The organism is Endozoicomonas sp. G2_2, assembly GCF_017744135.1.
Taxonomy (GTDB): domain Bacteria; phylum Pseudomonadota; class Gammaproteobacteria; order Nevskiales; family Salinisphaeraceae; genus Salinisphaera.
Genome location: NZ_JAGHQU010000006.1, coordinates 1 through 24957, shown reverse-complemented (window position 1 = coordinate 24957; position 24957 = coordinate 1). Strand labels below are relative to the sequence as shown.

Annotated in this window: 20 protein-coding genes; 17 read left to right on the top strand and 3 right to left on the bottom strand. The window is 55.4% G+C overall.

Features of this window, described 5'->3' with window-relative positions; all coding sequences use genetic code 11:
• Window positions 1-103 precede the first annotated feature (103 nt).
• From J7355_RS08565 to J7355_RS08515, 11 genes are all read left to right on the top strand, one after another.
• Window positions 104-1348: a polysaccharide biosynthesis/export family protein gene (locus J7355_RS08565; RefSeq protein ID WP_209061703.1), complete on the top strand. Its 1245-nt coding sequence runs from the start codon at window positions 104-106 to the stop codon at window positions 1346-1348.
• An 11-nt stretch (window positions 1349-1359) separates the two neighbouring features.
• Window positions 1360-3570, top strand: coding sequence for a polysaccharide biosynthesis tyrosine autokinase (locus J7355_RS08560; protein ID WP_209061701.1), 2211 nt, complete (start codon window positions 1360-1362; stop codon window positions 3568-3570).
• A 127-nt stretch (window positions 3571-3697) separates the two neighbouring features.
• Entirely contained in the window at window positions 3698-4759 is a 1062-nt protein-coding gene (locus J7355_RS08555; protein ID WP_209061699.1) for a Gfo/Idh/MocA family oxidoreductase, read from the top strand.
• 2 nt (window positions 4760-4761) lie between these two features.
• Complete coding sequence (locus tag J7355_RS08550; protein WP_348523012.1) at window positions 4762-5361, top strand: acyltransferase; 600 nt, start codon at window positions 4762-4764, stop codon at window positions 5359-5361.
• Window positions 5358-6461, top strand: a complete 1104-nt coding sequence (locus tag J7355_RS08545; protein WP_209061697.1) for a DegT/DnrJ/EryC1/StrS family aminotransferase — start codon at window positions 5358-5360, stop codon at window positions 6459-6461. Before J7355_RS08550 ends, J7355_RS08545 begins: the two co-directional genes overlap by 4 nt.
• Window positions 6461-7312, top strand: a complete 852-nt coding sequence (locus J7355_RS08540) for an FkbM family methyltransferase (RefSeq protein WP_209061695.1) — start codon at window positions 6461-6463, stop codon at window positions 7310-7312. The genes J7355_RS08545 and J7355_RS08540 overlap by 1 nt, the downstream gene beginning before the upstream one ends.
• Before the next feature lie 102 nt (window positions 7313-7414).
• Window positions 7415-8740, top strand: a complete 1326-nt coding sequence (locus J7355_RS08535) for a flippase (RefSeq protein WP_209061693.1) — start codon at window positions 7415-7417, stop codon at window positions 8738-8740.
• On the top strand, window positions 8737-9951 hold the full coding sequence (locus J7355_RS08530; protein ID WP_209061691.1) for a glycosyltransferase: 1215 nt from the start codon (window positions 8737-8739) through the stop codon (window positions 9949-9951). Before J7355_RS08535 ends, J7355_RS08530 begins: the two co-directional genes overlap by 4 nt.
• A 41-nt stretch (window positions 9952-9992) precedes the next feature.
• Window positions 9993-11069 (top strand): UDP-N-acetylglucosamine 2-epimerase (non-hydrolyzing), encoded by a 1077-nt coding sequence (gene wecB / locus J7355_RS08525; RefSeq protein ID WP_209061690.1) that lies wholly within the window; start codon window positions 9993-9995, stop codon window positions 11067-11069.
• Between the two features lie 46 nt (window positions 11070-11115).
• On the top strand, window positions 11116-12435 hold the full coding sequence (locus J7355_RS08520; protein ID WP_209061688.1) for a glycosyltransferase: 1320 nt from the start codon (window positions 11116-11118) through the stop codon (window positions 12433-12435).
• A gap of 72 nt (window positions 12436-12507) precedes the next feature.
• On the top strand, window positions 12508-13629 hold the full coding sequence (locus J7355_RS08515; protein WP_209061686.1) for a glycosyltransferase: 1122 nt from the start codon (window positions 12508-12510) through the stop codon (window positions 13627-13629).
• A 127-nt stretch (window positions 13630-13756) separates the two neighbouring features.
• On the opposite strand, the gene J7355_RS08510 is transcribed toward J7355_RS08515, so the two are convergent.
• Entirely contained in the window at window positions 13757-13978 is a 222-nt protein-coding gene (locus tag J7355_RS08510; protein WP_209061684.1) for a hypothetical protein, read from the bottom strand.
• A 758-nt stretch (window positions 13979-14736) separates the two neighbouring features.
• On the opposite strand from J7355_RS08510, the gene J7355_RS08505 reads away from it, so the two are divergent.
• The 6 genes from J7355_RS08505 (at window position 14737) to J7355_RS08480 (ending at window position 22404) form a co-directional block, all read left to right on the top strand.
• Window positions 14737-15492 (top strand): class I SAM-dependent methyltransferase, encoded by a 756-nt coding sequence (locus tag J7355_RS08505; RefSeq protein ID WP_209061681.1) that lies wholly within the window; start codon window positions 14737-14739, stop codon window positions 15490-15492.
• 74 nt (window positions 15493-15566) lie between these two features.
• A protein-coding gene (locus J7355_RS08500; protein WP_209061679.1) for an IS3 family transposase occupies window positions 15567-16722 on the top strand; the annotation gives its coding sequence in 2 pieces (ribosomal slippage) (window positions 15567-15808 and window positions 15807-16722; 1158 coding nt in all).
• A 385-nt stretch (window positions 16723-17107) separates the two neighbouring features.
• Entirely contained in the window at window positions 17108-18202 is a 1095-nt protein-coding gene (locus J7355_RS08495) for a glycosyltransferase (protein ID WP_209061677.1), read from the top strand.
• Window positions 18203-18379: 177 nt separating this feature from the next.
• Window positions 18380-19717 (top strand): hypothetical protein, encoded by a 1338-nt coding sequence (locus J7355_RS08490; RefSeq protein ID WP_209061675.1) that lies wholly within the window; start codon window positions 18380-18382, stop codon window positions 19715-19717.
• Window positions 19718-20045: 328 nt separating this feature from the next.
• On the top strand, window positions 20046-21083 hold the full coding sequence (locus J7355_RS08485; protein WP_209061673.1) for an EpsG family protein: 1038 nt from the start codon (window positions 20046-20048) through the stop codon (window positions 21081-21083).
• 34 nt (window positions 21084-21117) lie between these two features.
• A complete protein-coding gene (locus J7355_RS08480; protein WP_209061671.1) occupies window positions 21118-22404 on the top strand; it encodes a nucleotide sugar dehydrogenase in 1287 nt (428 codons plus the stop codon).
• A gap of 148 nt (window positions 22405-22552) precedes the next feature.
• Here J7355_RS08480 and J7355_RS08475 read toward each other — a convergent pair whose 3' ends face one another.
• Together J7355_RS08475 and rfbB are read right to left on the bottom strand one after the other, a co-directional pair.
• Window positions 22553-23794, bottom strand: coding sequence for a glycosyltransferase family 4 protein (locus J7355_RS08475; protein ID WP_209061669.1), 1242 nt, complete (start codon window positions 23792-23794; stop codon window positions 22553-22555).
• Window positions 23713-24789: a dTDP-glucose 4,6-dehydratase gene (rfbB, locus tag J7355_RS08470; protein WP_209061667.1), complete on the bottom strand. Its 1077-nt coding sequence runs from the start codon at window positions 24787-24789 to the stop codon at window positions 23713-23715. Before rfbB ends, J7355_RS08475 begins: the two co-directional genes overlap by 82 nt.
• Between the last annotated feature and the right edge of the window lie 168 nt (window positions 24790-24957).

The window sequence follows — 24957 nt, the reverse complement described above, 5'->3', positions numbered from 1 at the left end:
CATACTAACGCGCAACACCGGAGCGGCGGTTCGGATATTTGCCGCAATTATTTTGCATGCATCAGACAAAGCAGAGCGGCCAGTGGTTTTGGGGGAAGTCGGTATGAATAACGAAGTTGTGGGTGGCGGCGCGACGCGCGCCCGGGCACGAACGCTAAAAGTCTATGCGGCGCTCGTACTGGGCGGTCTGTTGACAACCGCCTGTGCGTTACCGGGCTACGACTCCGGCTCGGTCGACGGCCGCTGGTACGACTTCGGCAATGACGACTCGGCGACATACGACGAAGAACTGTCGAAAGAACCGGTGGATTACCAGCCGCGCGTGCTGCAGATCACCCCCGGGCTGATCAATTACCAACAGAAGCAGCAGGCCAGCCGTACACTCGGCGAAGACCAACAGCGGATCTCGGCTGCACGTTCGGCGCCGGTCAACTACACGGTCGGTGCGGGCGATATTCTGCAGATTATCGTTTTCGGCCATCCGGAGCTGACCAATCCGGCGGGCACGACGAGCAACGATGGCATCCAGGGCCAACTGGTCAGTGCCGACGGCAATATCTATTACCCGTACGTCGGCCAGGTGCAGGCGGCCGGGCGCACGTTGCAGGAAATGCGTGAACGCATTGCCGACGGCCTGTCCGAGTTCATTCGCCAACCGCAGGTGGATGTGCGCGTGCGTGAATACCGCAGCCAGCGCGTCTATATATCGGGCGATATCGTCAAACCCTGTACCGTGCCCATTACGGACATCACACTCACGGTGCTGCAGGCGCTCGATCAGTGCGACACGTTGGCCTCGAAAGAGGGCGGCGGCGTCGGTGTACAGAACGTCGTGCTCATGCGCAACGGCGAATCGATCGCGCTGGATCTCAACGAAATCTACGCCACCGGCCGGCCTGTTCCGCTCGAGCCGGACGACCGTCTGCTGATCGACGATAGCGCCAACCGCGTGTTCATGGTGGGCGAGTTCAGCCAGCAGACAGCCCTGCCGTATTCTACTGGCGGCATGTATCTGAGCGACGCGATTGCCGACGCGGGTGGCGTAAGCCTGGCCAGCGCCGATACCAGCGCGATCTATGTCATCCGCGGCTTCGTCGAAAGCACCACGACCGAGCAGGGCCGCGGCCTGCGCACCGTCATGCGGCCCAATGTGTTCGAGCTCGATATGAGCAATCCGGGCGGCATGCTGCTGGCCAATCAGTTCCAGCTGCAACCGCGGGACGTCATCTTCGCCGCGCCGGCCAGTTTCGTGAACTTCAACCGTGCCCTGGCGCTTGTACTCCCTTCGCTTAGCGCGATCACGCAGAGCTATCTGCTGTACGACAACATCAGCGACAACAACAACTAGGCAAGCGTATTTTGGCAGCAGCAGAGAACCCTACCGACGAACGCAACGGCGACGAAGAAAAGGAGATCGACCTTCGCGAATATATCGGCACCATTCTGGACGGCTGGCCGTGGATTCTGCTGTTCGCCATCGTCGGGCTGCTGCTTGCGACGTACTTCGCCTGGAAAGCGCCGAACGTTTATCAGGCCACGTCGCTCATGCGCGTGGAGCAGAGCCAGAACATGGCGCCGCAGGCGTTCATGGAACAGCAGATGGCCAGCAGCGGTTCCGCGCTCAAGGCCGTCAGTGCCGAAGCCGCGGTTCTCCGCTCTCGCTCTGTCATCAGCGACGCGGTAGACGAGCTGCACCTGCGCGTGCGTGCAGCCCCGGATTATTTCCCGCTCATCGGCGAGCCTATTGCCCGATTCGTGAGCGCGAACTTCGGCGGCACGCTTAGCGTGCCGCTCGTCGGCGGTTACGCCTGGGGCAATGAATCGGTCAACGTCACCCGTATCGAAATGCCGGCGGAGGTTAAATCGGCCGCGTTCAAACTGATCGCGGGCGAGGGCGGTCAATACACACTGCGTACGCCGGAAGGCGACCGCGTGCTCGAAGGTCGCGTCGGCACCACCGCGACCGGAAACCTGCAGGGCATTGGTACTGTCCGTCTGTTCGTCGAATCGCTCAACGCCCAGCCCGGCACTTATTTTTCCGTGCGCTACGTTCCGCATCCGTCAGCGGTCGCCGGCCTGCAATCCCGGCTATCGATCGTGGAGCAGCCGCAGGGCTCGGGCCTGTTGAACCTCACGCTTACCGCGAGTTCCTCTGCCGAAGCCGAACGCCGGCTGGACGCGGTTATGGCGTCCTATATCGAACAGAACGTCGAGAAGCAATCGGAACAGGCCCAACGCCGTCTCGACTTCCTGAAGGAACAACTGCCGGAGCTGCGCGAACAGCGCGATCAGGCCGAAACCAAACTGCGCGCCTATCAGACCGAGAGCGGTACGCTCGATCTCAGCGCCGAAGCGCAGTCGATCTTCCAGCGCCTCACAAACATTGACCAGCAAATCGCGCAAACCGAACTCCAGCGCCAGGAACTCCTTCAGGAGTACACGCAGCGCGCACCGCAGGTGCAGGCCGCGAACGAAAAACGCCAGAGCCTTGTGCGCCAGCGCCAGGAACTGCAGGAACAACTCAAGACTTTGCCCCAGGCAGAGTCCGATCTATTGCAACTGCGCCGCGACGTTGAGGTCAATAACCAGCTGTATACACAGCTGCTCAACACCTCCCAAGGTCTTGAGATTACCAAGGCCGGCATCACCGGCGTGTCCCATATCGTGGATAGCGCCTATGCCAGTAGCGGCAAGGTGTCGCCCGCCCGAACAATGTATTTGTTCGTGGGGCTGCTCGGCGGAATCGTCATCGCCGTGCTGCTCATTCTCACCCGCGCGCTGCTGCGCGTGACCGTTGACGACCCGAACGAAGTCGAGTCGAAATACGGTTTGCCCGTTTACGCCACGGTCCCGCATTCGAGCTGGGTCGGTACCATCAAGCGCCGCAAGCGCGATTTCAATCTGCTCGCCGTGCACAAGCCGGACGATCCCACGGTCGAAAGCATCCGCAGCCTGCGCACCAGCCTGCAGTTCGCCATGATCGAGGGTGATACCAAGTTCATAGCGATCACCGGCCCCACACCGGCCTGTGGCAAGAGCTTCATTGCCGCGAACACCGCGGCACTCATCGCCCAGACCGGTGCCCGTGTGCTTCTTGTGGATTCCGATCTCCGTCGCGGCCAGCTGTTCCGCACTTTCAATCTTGAGCAGACCCCTGGCTTTTCGGAGGTGCTATCCGGCGATGCCGCCGTCAAGGACGTTATCCAGCAATCGAAGGTCGATAACCTGGACCTGCTGACAACGGGCAAACGCCCGCCCAACCCCGCCGAGTTGCTCATCTCACGCCACTTCAACGAAATGAAAGCGCAACTCGAAAACCAGTACGATTACGTCCTATTCGATTTGCCCCCGGTCCTGAACGTGACCGATGCCAATATCGTCGCCAACCGCACCGCCGCCACGTTCCTTGTTGTGCGCAGCGAACACAGTACCGGACACGAAGTGGATCAAGCCATCCGCCGCATGCACCGGGACGAAATCAAGCTCACCGGCGCCATATTCAACGGGCTGAGAGTCGATCGTCGTAAGTATGGCTACGGCAAATACGGGTACTACGCCTATCAATACTAATGAGATGGGCTGAGTTCGACTGAAGGTGGTTTTTAATAGGCAAGATGCCGTAAACCCACTGTTACCAACCCTGAGGCATTAATATGCCTTACAGCAAATATTACTAAGTCATAAGGCACTCCGACCTATGTTCGTAACGTCGAAGCCAATAACGAATCGAAAAATACGTTTAGCACTTGTCGGCTGCGGTCGCATTGCGCAGAAGCATTTGGAAGCTATCGAGCAGCATAGCGCGAATCTAGAGTTAGTCGCCGTCTGTGATGATAATCCGCAAGCATTACAGGAGGCGATGTGCCGAACTGGTGCCAAGGGTCACGAGACGCTCGGCGAATTGCTCAGTCAGAGTGATCCCGACGCAGTTGTGCTGTGCACTCCGAGCGGTCTTCATCCGCAACAAGCGATTATGGCGGCGCAGGAGGGGAGGCATGTGATTACTGAAAAACCGATGGCAACTCGATGGTCGGACGGCACACGCATGGTGGAAGCTTGTGACTCCGCAGGTGTACGGCTATTCGTGGTCAAACAGAACCGACATAACGCGACGTTACAAGTACTCAAGAAAGCAGTGGAAGATCGCCGCTTTGGGCGCATCTACATGGTTAACTTGAACGTGTTTTGGACGCGACCCCAAGAGTATTACGACAGTGCCGGCTGGCGCGGTACTTGGGAATTCGATGGTGGCGCGTTCATGAATCAGGCTAGTCATTACGTAGACCTGCTTGAATGGCTTATCGGCCCAGTCGAGTGCGTGCACTCCTTTACTGCGACGCAGGGGCGCGATATAGAAGTTGAGGATTCTGGAGTCTTAAATATTCGCTGGCGAAATGGCACCCTCGGCAGCATGGCGGTCACAATGCTGACCTATCCCAAAAATCTAGAAGGCTCGATCACCATTCTCGGAGAGAAAGGAACAGTGCGCGTTGGGGGTGTTGCAGTAAACGAAATCCAGCACTGGGAGTTCGACGAGCCTAAGCCCGAAGATGAGCAGATCACACGGGTAAATTACGAAACAAGATCGGTATATGGTTTCGGCCATCCTGCATATTACGACAACGTGATTGCGACGTTGCGTGGGGAGGCCAAACCTCTGACCGATGGCCGGGAAGGTCTTAAATCATTGGAGCTGCTCATTGCGACGTATCTCTCTGCGCGCGACGGTCGGCAAGTTGCGTTGCCCCTGGAGTACTAGACGTGACACGTGAAAGTTGCGATTACCAGAAACACGACACCGCTATTGTAGATGAGGGGGCAATGGTGGGTGCGGGAACGCGAATTTGGCACTGGGTGCACGTATCGGCCGGTGCCGTTATCGGTGAGAATTGTTCCTTGGGGCAAAACGTTTTTATTGGTAACCGTGCGACGCTCGGAAAAAACGTCAAAGTACAGAATAACGTCCCCATCTACGATGGAGTAACGCTGGAAGACGACGTTTTTTGTGGGCCTTCTATGGTCTTTACCAACGTCTATAACCCACGTTCTTTCGTGGAGCGCAAGGATGAGTATCGCGCTACTCATGTTAGACGCGGGGCGACGCTGGGCGCCAATTGCACGATAGTTTGCGGAGTGAGCATCGGCCTATACGCTTTTGTCGGTGCCGGTGCGGTTATTACGCGCGATGTGCCCGATTTCGCCCTGATGGCGGGTGTGCCCGCCCGCCAGATCGGCTGGATGAGCTCGCATGGAGTGCGGCTCGACCTTCCGCTCGCCGGTAATGCTACTGCCACATGCAGCGCGACGGGAGACGTCTACGAGCTGGTCGACGGCAAGGTCCGCATGAGAGAAGCGGCATGATTCCCTTTGTCGATCTAGCAGCACAGCAGGAGCGGCTTCGCACCGAAATCGAGACCGCCATAAACGGTGTTATGGCGCACGGTCGGTACATACTCGGACCGGAAGTCGACGAGTTGGAGCAAAGGCTCGCTGAATATTGCGGTGTGGATCATTGCATAAGCTGCGCGAACGGCACCGATGCGTTGCAGATCGCGCTAATGGCGCTGGGCGTCGGGCCGGGCGACGAGGTCATCACGCCCGGTTTCTCTTATATCGCAACAGCCGAAGCCGCGGCGCTTCTGGGCGCGAAGCCCGTCTATGTCGATATCGACCCCGCCAGTTACAACATTGACCCGGGGCTGATTGAGCCCGCGCTGACCGAGCGGACGAAGGCCATCCTGCCGGTATCACTCTACGGACAGCCGGCCGATTTCGACGCGATCAACGCCATTGCCGGGCGGCACGGCCTTGCCGTTGTCGAGGACGGAGCGCAAAGCTTTGGCGCGTCGTATGAGGGCGGTAAGTCCTGCGGCCTGGCGACCATCGGCTGCACCAGTTTTTTCCCTTCCAAGCCGCTCGGCTGTTATGGAGACGGCGGGGCGCTTTTAACCTCGGACCCCAAAATTGCCAAGGTTGCGCGGCAAATCGCGCGGCACGGTCAAGAACGCCGCTATTATCACGTCCGTGTGGGAATAAACAGCAGGCTGGACACGCTTCAGGCCGCTATATTGCTGCCCAAACTGGCGATTCTCGACGATGAAATTTCCGCCCGCCAGCGCGTGGCCGACCGCTATGATGCGGCGTTCGCGGACGCCGGTCTGGCCGTGCCCGTGATCGGGCCGAACAGGACGAGCGCCTGGGCGCAATATACGCTTCGCGTCTCGAACAGGGAGGCGGTCCAGGCGCAGTTGAAGAAGCAGGGCGTCCCCACCGCCGTGCACTATTCGCTCCCGCTCAGCCGCCAGCCCGCCGTCGAAGACATTAAAGCCGCGCTCCCCGAAAGCGAGCAGGCTGCCGAACAGGTCATGAGCCTGCCCATGCATCCCTATATGGACGAGGCGGCCCAAAACGAGATTATTGGGGCGGTGTGCGACGCCCTTAAGTCGAAAAGGCGTATGTAATGTACGACAAATTTCGCTGGACTTCTGTTTCGAAAAAACGAAACGAGCTCACGCAAGTCTTCGAGCCGGTTCAACCATTTTTTCTATGGAAAATGGCCGAAAGCTTGCCCGATGTCGCCTTTCTCGATATTGGTGCCAATATCGGGGTCTATTCGATCTTCCTGGCGGCGCGACCCAACATATCGGAAGTGTTTACTTTCGAACCGATGTCAGACTGTGTTTATGAGATTCGGCGCAATGCCGAAATGAACGGCTTTGCGGATAAGATCAGAATCATGGATGTAGCGCTCTCGGATAAGGCTGGAACGGCCAGCTTTCGTCGAATGTCCGATTATTCCGGAGGCAACGGAATCAGCGATACGCACTTGTTCAAGGATCTTCCCTATGCGTCTGAAGACACGATCAGGACCCAGTCGCTTGACGAACTACTGAGCATGCGGGGAAAGAACATCGTTTTAAAAATCGATGTGGAGGGGCATGAATACAGCGTATTGCTTGGCGCTCGAGATCTTCTCAGAACCAACCATGGCATTATGCAGATTGAACTTCACGAAAGCTCACCGAGATTCAAGGAGACTTTCGACCTGCTAAATGAGCTTGGTTGGACGAAAGTTCTGAAAGTCGGCTGGGACTATTATTTTTCCAGTTTGGAGCGGCACCAGACCGAAGCCGGACGGATGGAGCTGGTCGAAGATGCGCTGGCTTTTATTGTTGAACAAAGCCTCCGTTCGGAGCAGCCTGCCCGACGGGAGATCCTGAGTGGTGTCACGCTTGAGCTGTCACGTGGACGAGCCAACGGAATCAAACGTGCCCTGTCGTACTTGCGTAAGTTCGGGCGCCGTGAAAGGTGAGCGCGGCGAACTCTAAGACCAGCGCAAGGGCAGTATCGATATCATGTCAGCTACACGCAGCTGAAATAGCGTGCCTCCCCAATTCAACGTCGATGGCTTAGCATGAGGTCTCTCGGCCTGCGAAGGTTATCGTTCGATACTTTTCTGACATTCGGCCGGCAATTTGTAGGCGGCCTTTGTCAGCTCGGCATCATCCTTCTTGTTAGCAGGCTGTTGGGTCCTGAGGGAGCTGGGAAATACACGGTAGCAATTCTGGTTCCGGCATTGCTTGCCTTGCTGATGAACCTTGGAATTGGGCCCGCCAATGTCTACTTCGTGGCTTCTGGGCAATATACCTTGGCCCAAGCTTGGCGTGCGTCGCGGAAGATAGCCGTAGCGATGTCCGCGATCGGTCTGATGCTCGGCGCGTCGGTCATTCTGGTTGCGGGAGAAGTGCTATTTCCCGGCACGCAACCGCATATATTGATGTTGGCACTGTTGATGTTTCCGCCAAACATGATAAGGATGATCGCGGTGTCTTTGGTTCAAGCAACTGAGAATTTCCGCGAATATAACTTTTTAGTTCTGGCTCAGCCGACGGTGGCGCTAGCGTTTCTGCTTGCGTTGTGGATATTGGACAGTTTCAGTCTGCCCTCAGTGCTGGTCGCCATGGTGCTTTCTCACGTTATCGCGCTGGCACTGGGGCTCTCGCGTGTAAGACGGATCGTCGGGCCTCTCGAAGCGAAGGATGACAGTGCTGAATATCTCCGCCTCGCACTGCCTTTCGGTCTCAAGACGCAGTTGGGGAGTATCGTGGCGTTCTTGAATTACCGTCTCGATATTTTCCTAGTAAACCTGCTGCTCGGGCCGGCGGCGACGGGGCTTTACTCCGTTGCGGTAAGACTTATCGAGCAGTTGTGGCTGATATCGACCGCCGTATCGACGGTATTGCTACCTCGACTGTCAGCGATGGTAGGGGATGAAGTCGGCAGGGGGGCGCTGACCTCACTCGTTTCACGTCTCACGATGTGGGCCACGCTACTCGCCTCAGCCGTCCTCGCGGCGGCCTCTGGACCGTTGACCGAATTGCTTTTCGGCGAAGAGTTTCGTGGTGCGGCAACGGCGCTTATCGTTCTCCTGCCAGGTGTTGTCCTAATCTCCAGCGGGCGCGTGATCGCCAATGATCTCGCCGCGCGTGGAATGGTCGGCATCAACATGTATCTGGCCATCCTCACTCTCGTGGTGAACGTGATCGGCAACATCCTGCTCATTCCGATCTACGGGATCGTCGGAGCGGCCTTAGCGACAAGCATCGCCTATACGTCGGACTTCGTAGTGCGGCTTCTGCTCATGCACCGAATCTCGCGGGTTCAATGGTGGCGGTTCATCCTATCGCCGGGAGAGGACATGAAAAATGCCCGGTCATTGTTTCGGGGACAGCAGACATGAAACCCGATGGGCAGGACATGCTGAGGGTCGGAGAGGCTAGGACGGATGCGAGGCATATCCTCATCCTGCCGTCCTGGTATCCGGCATCGGCTGACGACATCGGCGGAAGTTTTTTTCGAGACCAGGCGCTTGCGTTGAAGGACGCAGGGATTGATGTAGGCGTTCTGTCGCTGACAATGCGCTCGTTACGCAATCCGCTGTCCTCATGGCGAAAGCGAGGCGGACTCTATTTTGAGAACGACCAGGGAATCGCCACTTATCGCGGTGCGATGATTAACTGGACGCCGAAAATGTGGCGCCTCGCGGCCCGACGGTTCGCGCGACTGACATTGAATGTTTATGGCCGATACGAAGCGCGCTTTGGTCGCCCAGATTTAGTTCATGTCCACTCCTCGCTGCTCGCCGGCGCGGGAGCGATGGCGTTGCATGAGAAATACGGTATCTCTTTCGTGGTTAGCGAACACAGTTCGGTATTCAGGCGCCCAAAGATGCCCCAGGTAGGCCTAAGAGTGGCGCGCGAAATAGCAGAGGTAGCCGAAGCGCGCTTTGCGGTGAGTTCCTCCTTTGCGAAAATGCTCGCAGAAAAGCTGGGGATGCCGTACGACAAATGGTCGGTTATGCCCAATGCGGTTGCCGTAGATTTCCTTGAAGCGCCGCTCATAGAGAAAACAGGAAAGGCATTTCGCTTTTTACATGTAAGCGGTCTCGACGCAAACAAAAACGCCACAATCATCCTTTCCGCCTTTGCCGAACGCTTCGCTGGGCATGAAGCTGTTGAGCTGGTTATCGGTGGGGATGGGCCGTTTCGTGCGGCACTAATCGAACAGACAAAGAGACTTGGTATCTCTAAGCAGGTCAAGTTCCCCGGCAAGCTATCTCGAATAGAGGTTCGCCGGGAAATGCGCGACTGCAACGTATTCGTATTGTCCAGCCGATTCGAGACGTTCGGAGTAGTTCTTATAGAAGCACTTGCCACGGGTCGCCCGGTCATTGCGACGCGCTGCGGCGGCCCAGAAGATATCGTCGACGAAGACTCAGGGTTTCTGGTCGCAAATGATAACGCTTTGGCATTGGCGGATGCGATGGAGAACCTGTACTGCCAGCGCGAGAAATGGAACGCCGAGGAATTACGGAATAGCTGCGAACGTCGTTTTGGACCGGTCGCGATCACGCGGGAATGGCAGCAAATCTATGCCGATATCTTGTCCTGACTTTCGGCCTCTCTCAGAACCGGCAAGGCACAAAGAGTAATATGGCAGCTTTGAAAATCGTGACCGTCGTCGGCGCGAGGCCGCAATTCATCAAGGCCGCGACGGTGTCGCGGGCGGTCGCCGGGCGTCACGACGTCAAGGAAATCATCGTGCATACCGGACAGCATTATGATGCGAACATGTCTGACGTGTTTTTCGATGAATTGTCGATTCCGAAGCCCAACCACCACCTGAACATCGGCGGCGGTCCGCACGGACAGATGACCGGCAGGATGCTGGAGGCGGTGGAAGGCGTATTCATAGACGAAAAACCGGACTGGGTGCTTGTCTATGGCGACACCAACTCCACGCTCGCCGGCGCGCTTGCGGCCGCGAAGTTGCACATTCCGGTAGCCCATGTCGAGGCGGGCCTGCGGAGCTTCAACCGCAAAATGCCGGAAGAAATCAACCGCATATTGACCGACCATGCTGCCGACCGACTCTTTGCGCCAACCGCCGAAGCCGTCGGCCATTTGCGCAACGAGGGCATCGATACCGACAAGGTCCGGCAGGTCGGTGACGTTATGTACGATGCCGCGCTGTTCTACGGCGAGCGGGCCGCCCGCCCCGACTGGTTCGCGGCAACCGGGCTGCATGCCGACGAGTTTGTACTCGCCACCGTGCACCGCGCCGAAAACACCGACGATCCGCTGCGGCTGGAGGGCATTTTCCGCGGGTTAGCCGAAAGCAACACGCCCGTAATCCTGCCCGTACACCCGCGCCTTCGCGGCAAGATCGGCACGCTGGTCGAAGACTTGGCCGAGCAGGTGCGGATGGTCGATCCCGTCAGTTATCTGGAAATGACGTGGCTAATTCAGAATTGCGCCAAAGTTGCTACTGACTCCGGCGGCCTCCAGAAGGAGGCATGGTTTCACGGTAAGCGCTGTATCGTCCTTCGGGATGAAACTGAATGGAGCGAGTTGATATCGTCAGGTTGGAATATTCTCGCGGGAGCTAATTCTCATCTTATATCCAAGTGGATCCGGGAGTCGGCTCCCGAGTCTCAAGAGAGGTCGGTCGACTACGGCTCCGGCGATGCTGCCGGTAAGATTGTCGCTGAGTTGATGGGCTGTTCCTAGACGCACGTTGAGAGGCTGTAAAATTTAAGATCAAGGATATCGACCGATGGACGAACACCGACCGCGAGAGCTCGAAACCCGAAAGAAGCTGAAAATACTTTATGTCGGCAGAATGGCAACCCCACTACGTGACATCCTGTCTGGCAAGACGGCAGAGGACGCAAGGCACCTTCCGGGTTTCTTCCAGCCCTGGTACCGGCTGGCTAAGCGCGGCCACCAGGTCGATTTCGTCGTCACATCGAATGACAATGTTGAAGCAGACGTTAAAGTCGATTGGTTTTCAGAAAATAATCTTAAAGCGAATATCTACGATCCGGCCTTGGAGGCGTCTTGGCACAAACGTATTTTTCGGCGGCTCAGTAGGTTAGGGCGGCTTGCTTATCATACAAACAGAGCGATAAGACGGGAGCGATACGACTTCATTGTTTGCTGGGCTTTCTATGAAGGACTGGTCGGCAATATTTTTGCCAAGGTTTATGGCATTCCATGCGGAATGCGGGCCATGGGGACCATGCTTTATCCCGAGCTACAACGCCAGGGCGCTTTTAAGCTTGCGTTACGCAAACCGGCCGAATACTTATCGTTCCGACTCCCTAAGAGCTATTTTCTTATGACGGATGACGGCACCCGAGGCGATGCTGTCTATCAGGCCTGGAGGCCGCGCAAAGAGCGCTATAAGTATCTCTTTTGGAAAACTGGGGTAGAGGTTAAGCCGATTGATAAGGTCCGAAGCAGGCGGGAAGTTCCGACTCACCCCTATTTATTTTTCGCTGCGCGTTTCGATCCGTGGAAACGTCACGACAAGGTGGTGCGCATGTTGAAAAACCTACATGAAAAGGGGTATGCAATTCACTTGTATTTTTGCGGCAGCGTTCAGTCGGAAAAGTATCTCAGCGAAGTGAAAGCTTTGATCGCGGAGCTCGGGTTGAAAGAATACGTTTGCTTCTTAGGCTCCATCGCTCAGGATGATCTCCGCTTCTACGCCTATTATGCCGTAGCCAACCCGTTTTTCTACGACTTTTCGAACCTTGGCAATGTCTTTTTCGAATCTTTCGCTACCGGTTCTGTGGTGATCGGATTGAACGATGGCTCACTGGACGGTTACATCGAGAATGGCAAAAATGGCTTTCTTGTGGATGACTTCGACGAGGCAGTGGATATCACTGAGAAGATCCTTAACGATGAAATCGATATAAGGAAACTGCGGGAGAATGCATTCCATACATCGCAAGAGAGAGTTATAGATCGGAACGAACGTTTTGATGCCGAAGCAAACCTTATCGAGGCGATGGCTCTCGGACGGCAATGCGATTTGGGCACGTATGAGAATGGCCTGCATACATTTCCCGTTAGTATATCTAAATGACGCAATCGGGTTAAAAATGCCGGGAAAAACCGTGATACGCGCGAAAAAGTCTAAAATTGAATCTGAGAAACAATGATCGCCCGCGCGAAAGTGCTGCAATTCGTACCTGGATTTCGCTTCGGCGGAGTGGAAAGTTTTTTACTCGATTTCCTGCGTATCCATGCTGAAATGGGTCTTGCATATGATTTCGTAGTCGATACGCTAGAGCGGATGCCGCAATTTGACGAAATCGAGCAGTTGGGAGGCCGTATATGGTCAATGGGTCGTTACCTGGACGCGCCGATACGCTACCAGCGCAAGTTTGCTGGGATCCTGCGCGATCACGCGCATGAGTATCGGGCCTTGCACGTTCACTCCGCGTTGAGGGGGGTGCCCCTGCTTGCTGCGGTCCGAAAGTACGACATGGTCCGGATCGTCCATTCTCACACTTATAGTTTTCTAGGTTCACGCAGGGCCTATGCAAAACCGTTATTGGCTCCTTTGGCCAGCTGGTTTGCGACCACGCGGCTAGCCTGTTCCGAGCCGGCCGGTCGCTTTATGTTCTCCAATTGTCCGTTTACGGTCATTAGGAACGCCATCGACCTTGACCGTTTTCGCTATTCTGCTGAGCGTCGGGAAGAAGTGCGTCGCGCCCACGGTATCCCGGCTGATGCGCTCGTATTGGGCCATACGGGTCGATTCGCCTTTGCGAAAAATCATGAATGGCTTATGCGGGTTTTCTCAGCGTTGTCTTCGCAGCGCCCGAATTCGCGTCTTATGCTGGTCGGTGAGGGGCCGCTGCGTTCGGCAACCGAGCAACTCGCGCATGATCTCGGTGTGCTCGATCGAGTGCTCTTCGTCGGCCAACAAGACGATGTTAGTCCATTCATGAGCGCAATGGATATATTCTTGATGCCCTCGCATTTCGAAGGTTTAGGTATTTCGCTTATTGAAGCGCAGGCCAACGGATTGCAGTGTGTGATATCCAAGAACATACCGAACGATGCGATCATATGTCCCGGCGTTTATCCCGTGAGTTTGAATTTGCCTGTCGACGCATGGGTCTCTCGAATTCTCGCCCTTTCGCCGATCAGGGCGAACAACAGTTCTTCTCACATCGCTCTCCTGCGCGACGAGGGTTACGATGTGCAGATGGAAGCGGCGAAGCTGCGCGATATTTATTTGGCGAGAGTAGGCGACCCGATCGCGCTGTAATTGATGCCTGAACCACCGTTTTCTTATGAAGAACCGACATGGGGCCGGTATCCGTCTGCGCCGAAGGTGCTATAGAGAAAAGGAAGCGGGCATATGAGGCAGGAAGTCTCTCGAAACAGACGCCGCCTCAGGCCTCGATAAAGTTAGGGAGAAATGAGTTGCCCATCATCTTGGCAAGGAGGTGGCGAAAACACGCTCTTCGCGCAAGCACACTATAGCCGTATTCGCGAATGATTTCATTGGTTACCAAATCGATATATTCGGTTGTTGCAAATTGGATATATTGGAGGCGATCTTTAAGTTTCTGAACAGCACCCGGTCCATCATCGCAGATGGCTGCATTGAACATCGGCGACAACGTCGGTAACCACTCAATCCATTTTAGCAACCTGTTCAGCGCGGTTGTCAGTTTTTAAGCGAAACGACAAAACGTTTGAGCTCTTCAAGTTCAATGTCCGTTCCTATCCGGAAATCAGAGCGAGACGAACTGCTTTCTTCTAGCGAAGTGTGCCGGGACGATGAACTCACGCGCTACCAACATGGAGTCCCGAGCGGTGGCTCACTTCCGAAGGAACGCCCTGTGCCAATAAAAGCAGCCAAGTCAAGGTTGCTATTCTTGACGAGCTGGAAAGGAAACTCCTTAATGCGAGTCTGGCGAAAATCGAAGTGAAAGGCTCTGCATCGACCGTTCTTCAACGCGGATAGGCATTGTTCACTAGGCATTAGCCGGTTATATCAATTAAGCAGCTTACAGACGATTTCCTTAGCGGCGGGAGCCAGTCGATTCGACTGCTCCGCAAGCGATAATGAATGCTCGCTTTTTTGGCTCGCTCGTCACAGCAAAGCCTGGCCTGTCCCTTGATCGTTGAAAACGTTTTTGAATATGTGTTCTGACGGAGCGATTGCATCTATAATTAGTCGGACATGCCTGCGTTCGATCACTCGTTGGTCATTGCTATTCCCGAAAAGTTTGGGAGTGAATTAGTTCGGTGAATTTGATCTAAAATGAAACTGAGCAGGCTTGCTGGTTCAACTCCAAACTGCGCTAAAACTTAGCTTCATTCGCGGAGTCAGCGATCGCCTTGAGTCGCGGACTAGCTATCTCATATGGCAAGGCTATCGCTATCGCAATCACCAGAAGACAAGTCATGGAACAACGTATTTATGATTCGCAAAGTTGCAGATCTCGCTAAAAAAATCATTGCAGAAACGCCGCTCGAAAGCTTAGCTCGAAAAATAACACGAACAGAGCGGATTCCCTTTGATAATAGCGCACACTATTGGGAAAGAAGATATACAAACGCCGGCACGTCCGGGGCCGGCAGCTATGGAAGGCTGGCCGACTTTAAAGCAGAAGTTGTGAATAATTTTGTCGAGACTCACGATATTCGTTCCGTAATCGAATTTGGGTGCGGTGACGGGAATCAACTCGGACTATTTCGCTTCCCCGAATATATTGGCGTCGACGTATCGCAGAGAGCTGTAGAGATGTGTCGCGCTAGCTTCGGCTGTGATGTTTCAAAGACTTTCGTTTCGAGAACTAATTATAGTGGGCAGCGCGCAGATCTTAGTCTTTCTTTAGATGTGATCTATCATCTTGTCGAAGATGACGTTTTCGACCTTTATATGCAGGAGCTATTTGCCGCAGGTAAGCGCTATGTCGGTATTTTCTCATCAAATCATACTAACGACGACACTGGATCAGGTCATGAGAGACATCGAATCTTTACTGACTGGGTCGATCGGAGAGTCAATGACTTTGTGTTAATAGATAAGGTTTTAAATCGATATCCGTTTGATCCTGCAGATGCCAGTAATACATCCTTAGCGAATTTTTATTTCTATGAGCGCATTGATCGCTAGGATATGTTGGGGTTCTCACCCGTTAATGCGGACACTTCAAAGAAGGCTCATCATGGAACCGAACAAGGAGTGTTATGCCACGCAAGAAGTACAGTGCCGAGTTCAAGGCCGAAGCCGTTGAGCTGGTGCGCTCGTCATCAAGCAGTGCGAGCGCAGTCGCTCGCGATCTTGGACTCAGTCCGACGATGCTCAACCGCTGGTGCCGCGAGGCCTGGCGTGCGCCAAAAGGCGCGTTCCAAGGCACCGGTACGCCGCGTGACCAGGAATTGGCCCGTCTGAAGCGCGAGCTGGCACAGGTCAAGAAGGAGCGCGATTTTTGCGCGACGCGGCAACGTACTTCGCCAAGGAATCATCGTGAGGTACGCGACGATCCGGCGTTGTCGCTCTGATTACGCTGTCCAGCTAATGTGCCGCTGCCTGAAAGTTTCGACCAGTGGCTATTACGCCTGGGCGAGCCGGTCGCCAAGCGCTCGGGCCCGTGCCAATGCGCGCCTGACCGAGAAGATCCACACGCTGCATCGCGACAGCGATGGCGTGTTCGGTGCACCGCGGATCACGGAGACGCTGCAGTTCGAGGGCGAGAGCGTCAGCCGCAATCGGGTGGCTCGACTCATGGCCGCCAGCGGCCTTCAGGGCATCCCCCAACGGCGGCGTTGGCGGGCCAAGCCCTCCGGTGTTCGTCCGGATCATGTTCGCAACCACCTCGAGCGCGACTTCGTCGCGCTCGAACCCAACACGAAATGGGTGACGGATATCACCTATATCCGGACCGCCGAAGGCTGGCTGTATCTGTGCGTCGTCGTCGATCTTTATAACAAGGCCGTGGTCGGCTGGTCGATGAGCGCCCGTCAGACCCCGGATCTCGTACTCAAAGCCGTGCTGATGGCGCTCTGGCAACGCGAGACGCACGACGAGCCGGTCGTATTGCATTCGGATCGCGGTACGCAATTTACGAGCGACGACTACCAGCGTTTTCTACGCGGCCACAACCTGATCTGCAGTATGAGCGCTGTCGGCCATTGCGGTGACAATGCCGCTGCGGAGGGCTTCTTCGGCATGCTCAAGCGAGAGCGCGTGAACCGGCGCCGTTACCAGACGTTGGCCGAAGCCCGAACCGATGTCTTCGATTACATCGAGCGCTTCCATAATCCGCGTATCCGACAGCGCATGGCGGCTGATGATCGAAAGTATCCGTTAACCTTTTCTCAGTCGTCCGCCGAAACGGGGTAGAGCCCATTAACTGATCAATCTTCACCCCTCGGCGAAAAGAAAGATTACCCTTGAAACGTTTCGCGTTTACCAGCCATCATAAATGCCCCGCTACACCTCTCATCGAGGTGCATACGCGAGGCGTTCCAGCGATCAGCGCGCAGTGCAGGTTATTACTGTGTTGAATTTATAGAAGACGTCTTGCCGTTGGCGGCATTCGATCGATCCCTTGTGTCTAGAAATTGAGAAGTTTATCGAGCAGCTTTTTACGTTGCTTAACGAAAGCGAGAGCTGCAAAGACGCCTGTATTGAGAACGCGATGTTATGCCGCGAAGAGAGAGCATTAGGTAAATATCCACGTGATTATCACGAAGCTTATTGAGAACTGCGCCGAGGCTGAAAATAAATGAAAATACTTTTCGTGATTACGAGCCTTGGTGTCGGCGGTGCCGAGCGCATGGTCACAACTTTGGCGGATAAATTTGTCAGCGAAGGGCATGAAGTCGTGCTCTCTTATTTTCACGGTCCTGCTTCGCTCAAGCCATTGGACGCGAGAGTCAGCCTAGTCGATCTTTGCATGGCACGGCGTCCGTATGCGGTGATCCGGAGCTTGTGGCGGCTGAGGCGGTTGATCCGTGAGTTCGAACCAGATGTCGTGAACAGTCACTTAGTACATGCGAATGTTCTTACGCGACTGCTTAGGATTGTTACGCCAATGCGGCGGCTGATCTCCAGCGCTCATATCACCAACGAAGGGAAGCCCGCGCGTATGTTGGCTTATCGCGTTACTGACTGGCTCGCCGATATTTCGACGAATGTGTCTGATGAGGCGGTTGAGTTATTCCGTCAAAAAGGCGGCACTACTCTTGGACGCATGATTACGGTGTTTAACGGTATCGATACTACGGCTTTCGTGTTCGATCCAGAGGTGCGTGAGCGATTGCGCGCGGAATTGTCGATAGGTGAAAATACTTCCGTGCTGCTTGCGGTAGGGAGGTTATGGAACCAGAAGGACTACCCAAATTTATTGCGCGCTGTCGCTCTACTTTCAAATATGGATTTTTGTCCTCAGTTGCTAATAGTGGGCGACGGACCACTGCGAGCCCAATTAGTCGATTTGGCCGAGTCTCTAGGTGTGGCGCCGCAAGTACGTTTTTTGGGCGTGCGACACGACGTACCCGAACTGATGTCGATTTGTGACGTTTTCGTCTTGTCTTCCTCCTACGAAGGATTCGGACTAGTAGTCGCCGAAGCGATGGCCTGTGAAAGACTCGTTGTTGCCACCAATTGTGGCGGCGTCAAAGAGGTTCTAGGCGACTGCGGCTTTTTAGTTGCGCCACGCGATCCGGAATCTCTCGCGGAAAGCATGAGCAATGCACTGAAATTATCCAAACGGGAGGCTTGTGCGCTTGGACATGACGCACGAAAACGAGTTATCGAAAAATTTTCGTTGGCTACAACGGCGGAAAATTACTTGGCAGTTTACAGGAGCGCGGGGTAGCTGTCCCGACCGGCGGTTTGCAAGTCGATCTCAAATATCTTTATAGGTGGCGCGTAACCAGTGAAAATAAATTTTGAGTCACTACCATGGCCACTGCGTCAAGCGTTTGTCCTCGGCCTGGGTGTGCGCAATCGGATCGTACGCTACCGCGGCGAGTTTCACCGTACGCTTGACTTCGTGGAATATTCCGAAGACTGGTATCCCGAGCGCCAAAGAGAGTGGCAGCACAAGAGACTTCTGCAGCTCGCAGAATCAGCGCGAGAAGGTTGTAGGCATTATCGGGAAGCCTTCGAGCACATTGATTTTTTGGAGATGAAAAACGCGTCACTTTATGATTCGTTAGCAATGCTGCCTCTTCTCGGAAAAGCGGCTTTAAAGGAAGATCTCGATGCCTTTCTCAATCAGAGTATTCGACGGTATAGCGAGTCTTCTACTAGTGGTTCTACTGGCATGCCTACGCGGGTCGAACACGATCTTGCATCTATACAGAGGCGGTTTGCTTTTCAAGCTGATCATATCCGGCATGCCGGAGGAGCAGGTATTCTCGAGCCTAGCGTCAGACTCTCTGGTCGGCTTGTTGCACCGCCGGGGCGAAAGGTAGCCAAACCCTGGGTCTATAATGCAGCAGAGCAGCAGCTTTTCGTTTCCTCATATCACTTGGACGATGATCATGCATGGGCGATTTGTCGGCGTGTAGAGCACTTGCAGCCACGCGTTATCGATGGCTATCCATCCGCAATCTTGCAGTTGGTTAGGCTGCTTTCCCGGTCACCCAAAACGCTCTCGTCGCTTAAGGCAATTGTCACAACTGCTGAGACGCTTCAAGGCGAGGTCAAAGACGAGTTGCAGCTCAAAACTAAAGCGCCGGTCCTTGATTATTACTCGGCAAGCGAGGGGTTGCCGTTGGTACAGCAATGTCGGGCTGGCGTATATCACGTGCGTTGGCAGTCCGGAATACTAGAAGTTTTAACGCCCGACGGTGTTAGCGATGAAGGTGACGGAGAGATTGTTGCGACAAGTTTCGTTCAGGATAGAACGCCTCTAATTCGTTACCGTACCGGCGATCTCGTCTCGGGACTAAAGCAGCAAGAACTGGCGACCTGTACTTGCGGTTTGACGACCCCAACCGTTGAAGGAGTGGTGGGGCGAGTTGAGGACCTAATTTATACGCCAGACGGTCGAGCGCTAGGCATGTTTACTTACCGTACACTGAAATACGTTGATGGATTGAGAGAATCTCAAGTCATACAACGTGAATACGATCGATTTCAGCTTCGCGCGGTGCTCGTACCTGGATTCGATGAAGCCACAGTATCGCAAGCTGTGAAGAACAGCTTTGAGCGTGTGCTGGGATACAATATTCGCCTCGATACTGAGATTGTCGAAATACTGCCTAAAGGCCCGAATGGTAAGGTCAGTCTTGTTATGAGCCATGTTGCCAGAAAGCGCGAGAAACCCATCACCGTGACTTATGGCAAAAGCTCGACTGCTGTCTGCGAAGGTGATGATGGGTAGTCGATCTCTGGCTTTTTTCGGGGTAGAAAAAGTTTTACCATGTTTGATATTTTCGAAGCGTTTGCTCCATTCAAAGCTTGTAACTAACGATATGGCCCTGACAAGGAGCTGTAGTTGAGCCGCATGCTTTACGTTCCGCGGATTCCTGCATTATTGGTTTGAGAATGCAGGGTGCGAAATCGCTGATACCGGAGGTCGATGCGGTGCTATCTCTAGAGGTTTGCTGTAGGGAGTTCGGTCGTCATCGATACGGTCTATCGCCTTTGCGTTACAATGATCGGCTGAAAGTGGTCGATTTAAGCCAAACCCCTAGCTAATAACGGCACACATGCTGACTTATTGGGCCGCCTTTGTGCTGGCCGCTTCCGGTGCGATGGTTAAGCTGCGCGTTTCATCCGCCAGCTGGCTGTTATTGAGTGCATTGCTTTGCGCGTTTATTGGCCTGAGATTTCAGGTTGGCGGCGACTGGAGCACTTATGTGTCGATTTTTTATCGCGCCGGCAATGTCGCTTTTGTCGAACTCTTCGCGTTTTCAGATCCCGCTTACTATCTGCTGAACTGGGTCGTAGCGCAGCTCGGTGCAGGCGTCTGGTTGGTTAACCTGTTTTCGGGGGCCGTTTTTTCCACTGGCCTAATTCTTTTCGTGCGTCGTCTGCCGGCGCCTATGTTGGCTGTGACGGTCGCAATCCCTTATATGGTCATTGTCCTGGCGATGGGGTATACCCGCCAGGCCGTGGCGTTCGGCTTCATGCTCTGTGGTCTGACGTATCTGCTTGACCGCAGGATTGTCGGTTTCATGCTGCTTCTGGCGATCGCTGCCACTTTCCACAAATCCGCGGTGATCCTCGCGCCGCTGGCGGCGCTCGCCAGTACCCGCAACCGTGTCTGGACATCATTGTGGGTCGGGATCGTCGGCGGGCTACTTTACTGGTTATTTCTTGCCGAACGTATATCTGGTTTGTGGCAAAACTATGTCATCGCCGAATACTCACAGGCCTCTGAGGGTGGGCCAATCCGTGTTGCCATGAATGTGGTTCCGGCCGCACTGTTTCTCTTGTATCGCGACCGATTTCGTATGGCCGCAGAAGAGCATAAGCTTTGGTTCTGGATGTCGGCGTTCTCGATCATATGCTTGCCGCTGGTGTTTCAAGCGCCTACAGCGGTAGATCGTGTCGCGTTATATTTCATGCCGATCCAGCTAGTGGTCTTCAGCTATCTACCGCAGCTTGTGCGCGGCAATAGCCGTTTCATGGCGCGTGGCGCGATCATCGCGTTTTATGCGCTGGTGCAGTTCGTTTGGCTTAACTACGCGGCGCACAGCAATGCGTGGCTACCGTACCGTTTCTGGCCAATGGTTAGCGGGTAACTGCCCTATCCCTTGATTCTAACTAGGACAATTCATGCATAAAGAGTCGATGTTAAGTGAGCCGCGTATCGCTGTACTGGGATTGGGTTACGTCGGCTTGCCGTTGGCGGTGTCGTTCGGCAAGAGGTATTCGACCCTAGGGTTCGACATTGACGGACAGCGAATTGCGCAGTTGCAGGCCGGCCATGATCGAACCCGCGAAGTACCGGAAGACGAGTTGTCGAGTGCGTCGCAATTGAGTTTTGTCAGTGACCCTGATGCGCTCGCCACGGCGAATCTTTATATCGTGACAGTCCCGACGCCGGTCACCGACGCACGAGTGCCCGATTTCGGACCGCTGGAAGCGGCATCTAGAACGCTGGCGCCGCACCTGCGCTCCGGCGATGTCGTGGTCTATGAATCCACGGTATATCCAGGGGCCACGGAAGAGAAGTGCGTGCCGTTGTTGGCGGCGGGTTCAGGGCTCATCTTCAACGAAGATTTCTTCGTGGGGTACAGCCCAGAGCGGGCCAATCCGGGTGACACCCAGCATGGCCTCGCTCACATCGTGAAAGTGGTGTCCGGATCGACACCGGCCGTGGCGGATCGACTGGCTGTGCTTTATGGCGAGATCGTGCCGGCGGGTATCCACCGCGCATCCAGTATCGCGGTGGCAGAAGCCGCCAAGGTGATAGAGAACGTTCAGCGCGATATCAACGTAGCGCTGGTGAACGAGTTGGCCCAGATCTTTTCACGGCTGGGTATCGATACACAGAAAGTGTTGGAAGCGGCCGGGACCAAGTGGAACTTCTTGCCTTTTCGGCCAGGTTTGGTTGGTGGCCATTGTATCGGTGTGGATCCATACTACCTGACGTATAAGGCGCAGGCCGTTGGCCTGCATCCAGAGATGATTCTGGCGGGGCGTCGCATAAACGATGGGATGGGCCGATATATCGCGCAGGAAGTGATTCGGCTGATGCTGCGCAAGCGCATCCAAGTCAACGGTGCCCGAGTGCTGGTTATGGGGCTGACATTTAAGGAAAATTGCCCCGATATTCGGAATACGCGCGTTGTCGATATTGTGCGGGAACTGGCGTCGATGGACGTGGCCGTGGATATTTACGACCCCTGGGCGGATGCGGCCACGGTCGATCACGAATATGGGTTGACGCTAGCCGAAGAACCGGAAGCCGGCACCTATGACGCTGCGGTGGTCGCCGTGGCGCATCGGGATTTTCAAGAAGCCGGGGTCGAGGTGATTCGTGGTTATTGTCGCGATCCGCATATCGTTTATGACGTGAAGTATGCGTTCCCTGTTGCGGACACGGATGGGCGGTTGTGATGGTTCGAGTTGGTCCGGGTAATTATAGATATCCGGGTTTTGGGATGAGTATCAGGTAAGACGGTGTTCTGGCGTTTGCGACTTGTTTTGTCGGATTACGCCTTTGGCTAATCCGACCTACGAGTTACGCGTTATGGGCCAGTCCTGCCTATGGGGCGTAGAGGTCGAGCGTTTTTCGGTTGACTTCGTGGTCGCTGAATCGCTCGATGGCGATTGCGCGTGAGCACTTGCGCATGGCCTGGCGCTCTTCGAGTGTACTGCTCAGAATCTTTTCCAGGGCGGAGGCGATCGCCCCGGCGTTTCGCGGTTCGACAAGTGCGCCGTTCTGGCCGTGGTCCACGATACCCTGGCAGCCCGGGATATCGGTCGTGACAATGATGCAGCCACACGCTGCGGCTTCGAGCAAAGCCTTGGGTGTGCCTTCGCGGTAAGTGGGTAGCACGACGATATCGGTCTCTTTAAAAAGAGTCGCCATGTCTTCGTGGTGGCCGAGGAAGCTGTGTTCGTTGCTCTCTGCCAATCGCTCCACTTCGTTTTCGCTTAGCGAACTCGGATTGCCTGGATACGGTGCGCCGGCGATCTGGCTTTCAAAAACGTAGCCGTTGTCGCGCAGCATTTGTGTTGCTTCAAGGTATTCGCGGATGCCTTTCTCTTCGATGAGCCTGCCACAGAAGAGTAGTCGGGGCCGTTTGTGGTTATCGCGTGGCTTTGGCGCGGGTTCGAAACGGTCACAATCGACACCGGAGCCGCGGATGACGGTGGTGCGTTCGAACAGTATCAACCGGTGTTCGACGAACTCGTCGCGGTCTGCGCTATTCTGAAAAATCAGATGCGCATCGGCGATCTTGAGCGCAAGCTTGAGCGCGACGAGCACGGGTGTCTTGAGCAGGCGCGTACGCCAACTATGGGTGGTGAACAGATGCCCCATACCGGTGATCGCACCGATGATGCGTGCGCGGCGCGCGAACGGCGCCGCGAGGCAGCCATAGAGCACGCATTTGAGCGTGAAGAGGTGAATCACCGCCGGCCGGGTGCGCCGGAACGTGTGCGCGAGTGCGATGAGCGCTTTTAGTTCATGCCAAGGGTTGAGGCTGGAGGATGCGAGCGGTACGACATGGCCCGTATAGCCTTGCGATTGTAGACGCGCGAAATAGCCGGTATCCGGCGCGGCGAACTGGACGCGCCAGCCGTTGTGTTCTGCCGCTTTGAGCAGGTTGAGTCGGAAATTGAATAGGTACCAGTCCGTGTTGGCGACCAGGAGCGCGGTATTAGAACCCAGCTTCGCGGAGTATGGAGCGTCGCGGCTCGTCATCGGGGGGCGGCGCGATGACTGCTTGCCAGCCCCAGACGCTGGCCATCGTAGCCCGCGTTGCGTATCGACGCCGCCCAATGGGGATTGTCTAGATACCATTGCACGGTACGTTGAAGGCCGGTTTCCAGTGTTTGCTGCGGCTGCCAGTTCAGTTCACCGACCATCTTTGTGGCATCGATGGCGTAGCGACGATCGTGACCCTTGCGATCCTCGACAAAAGTAATGAGTTGTTCGCGTGCTCCCAGTTCGGGGTCTGGCGCCAGTTCGTCGAGCGTGGCGCAGAGCGTGTGGACCAGATCCAGGTTGGTGACCTCGTTGCGACCGCCAATGTTGTATCGCTCGCCGATTCGGCCGTGTTCGAAGACCTGCTGGAGTGCGTTGGCGTGGTCTTCCACGTAAAGCCAGTCGCGCACGTTCTGCCCGTCGCCATAGACCGGCAGGGCGCGGCCGCGCAGGGCGTTAAGAATCATCAACGGGATAAGCTTTTCCGGGAACTGCCACGGGCCGTAGTTGTTGGAGCAGTTGCTCAATACGGTCGGCAGGTTATAGGTGTGCTGCCAGGCGCGTACCAGGTGATCGGAGGATGCTTTCGACGCGGAGTAGGGCGAGTTGGGCGCGTAGGGGGTTTCTTCCGTGAAGAGGCCGTCGGCGCCGAGCGAGCCGTAGACTTCGTCCGTCGAGACGTGGTGGAAACGAAAACGCGCCTTGCGCTGGCCGTCGAGCTCTTCGTAGTACGCGCGGGCGGCCTCGAGCAGGTTGAAGGTGCCGACGATGTTGGTCTGGATGAAATCGTCCGGGCCGTCGATAGAGCGGTCCACGTGTGATTCGGCGGCGAGGTGGATGATGCCGTCGGGCTGATGGGTCGCCAGCACGCGCCGCACGGCGTCACCATTGCAGATATCGACGTGTTCGAAGACGTAGCGCGGATCGTCGGCAGCATTCTCGAGCGCGTCGGGGTTGGCCGCGTAGGTTAGCGTATCGATATTGACGACTTCGTGCCCGGTTTCGCGGATGAGATGGCGAATGAGTGCCGAGCCGATGAAGCCGGCGCCGCCGGTGACGAGTATTTTCATGAAGCGTTATCGAATGCGTTGTGCCAGTCGCGGCGGCAGGTGATTAAGCAACATTCTTTCTGTAAAAACGCGATCCTGACGTTGGCGTAATCGTTCTATTCGCTGTCGTCCTCGCTCATATTCAGATAGCGTCGCCCCGTCTGCCAGTCCTGCGAGATCTCCATGGCC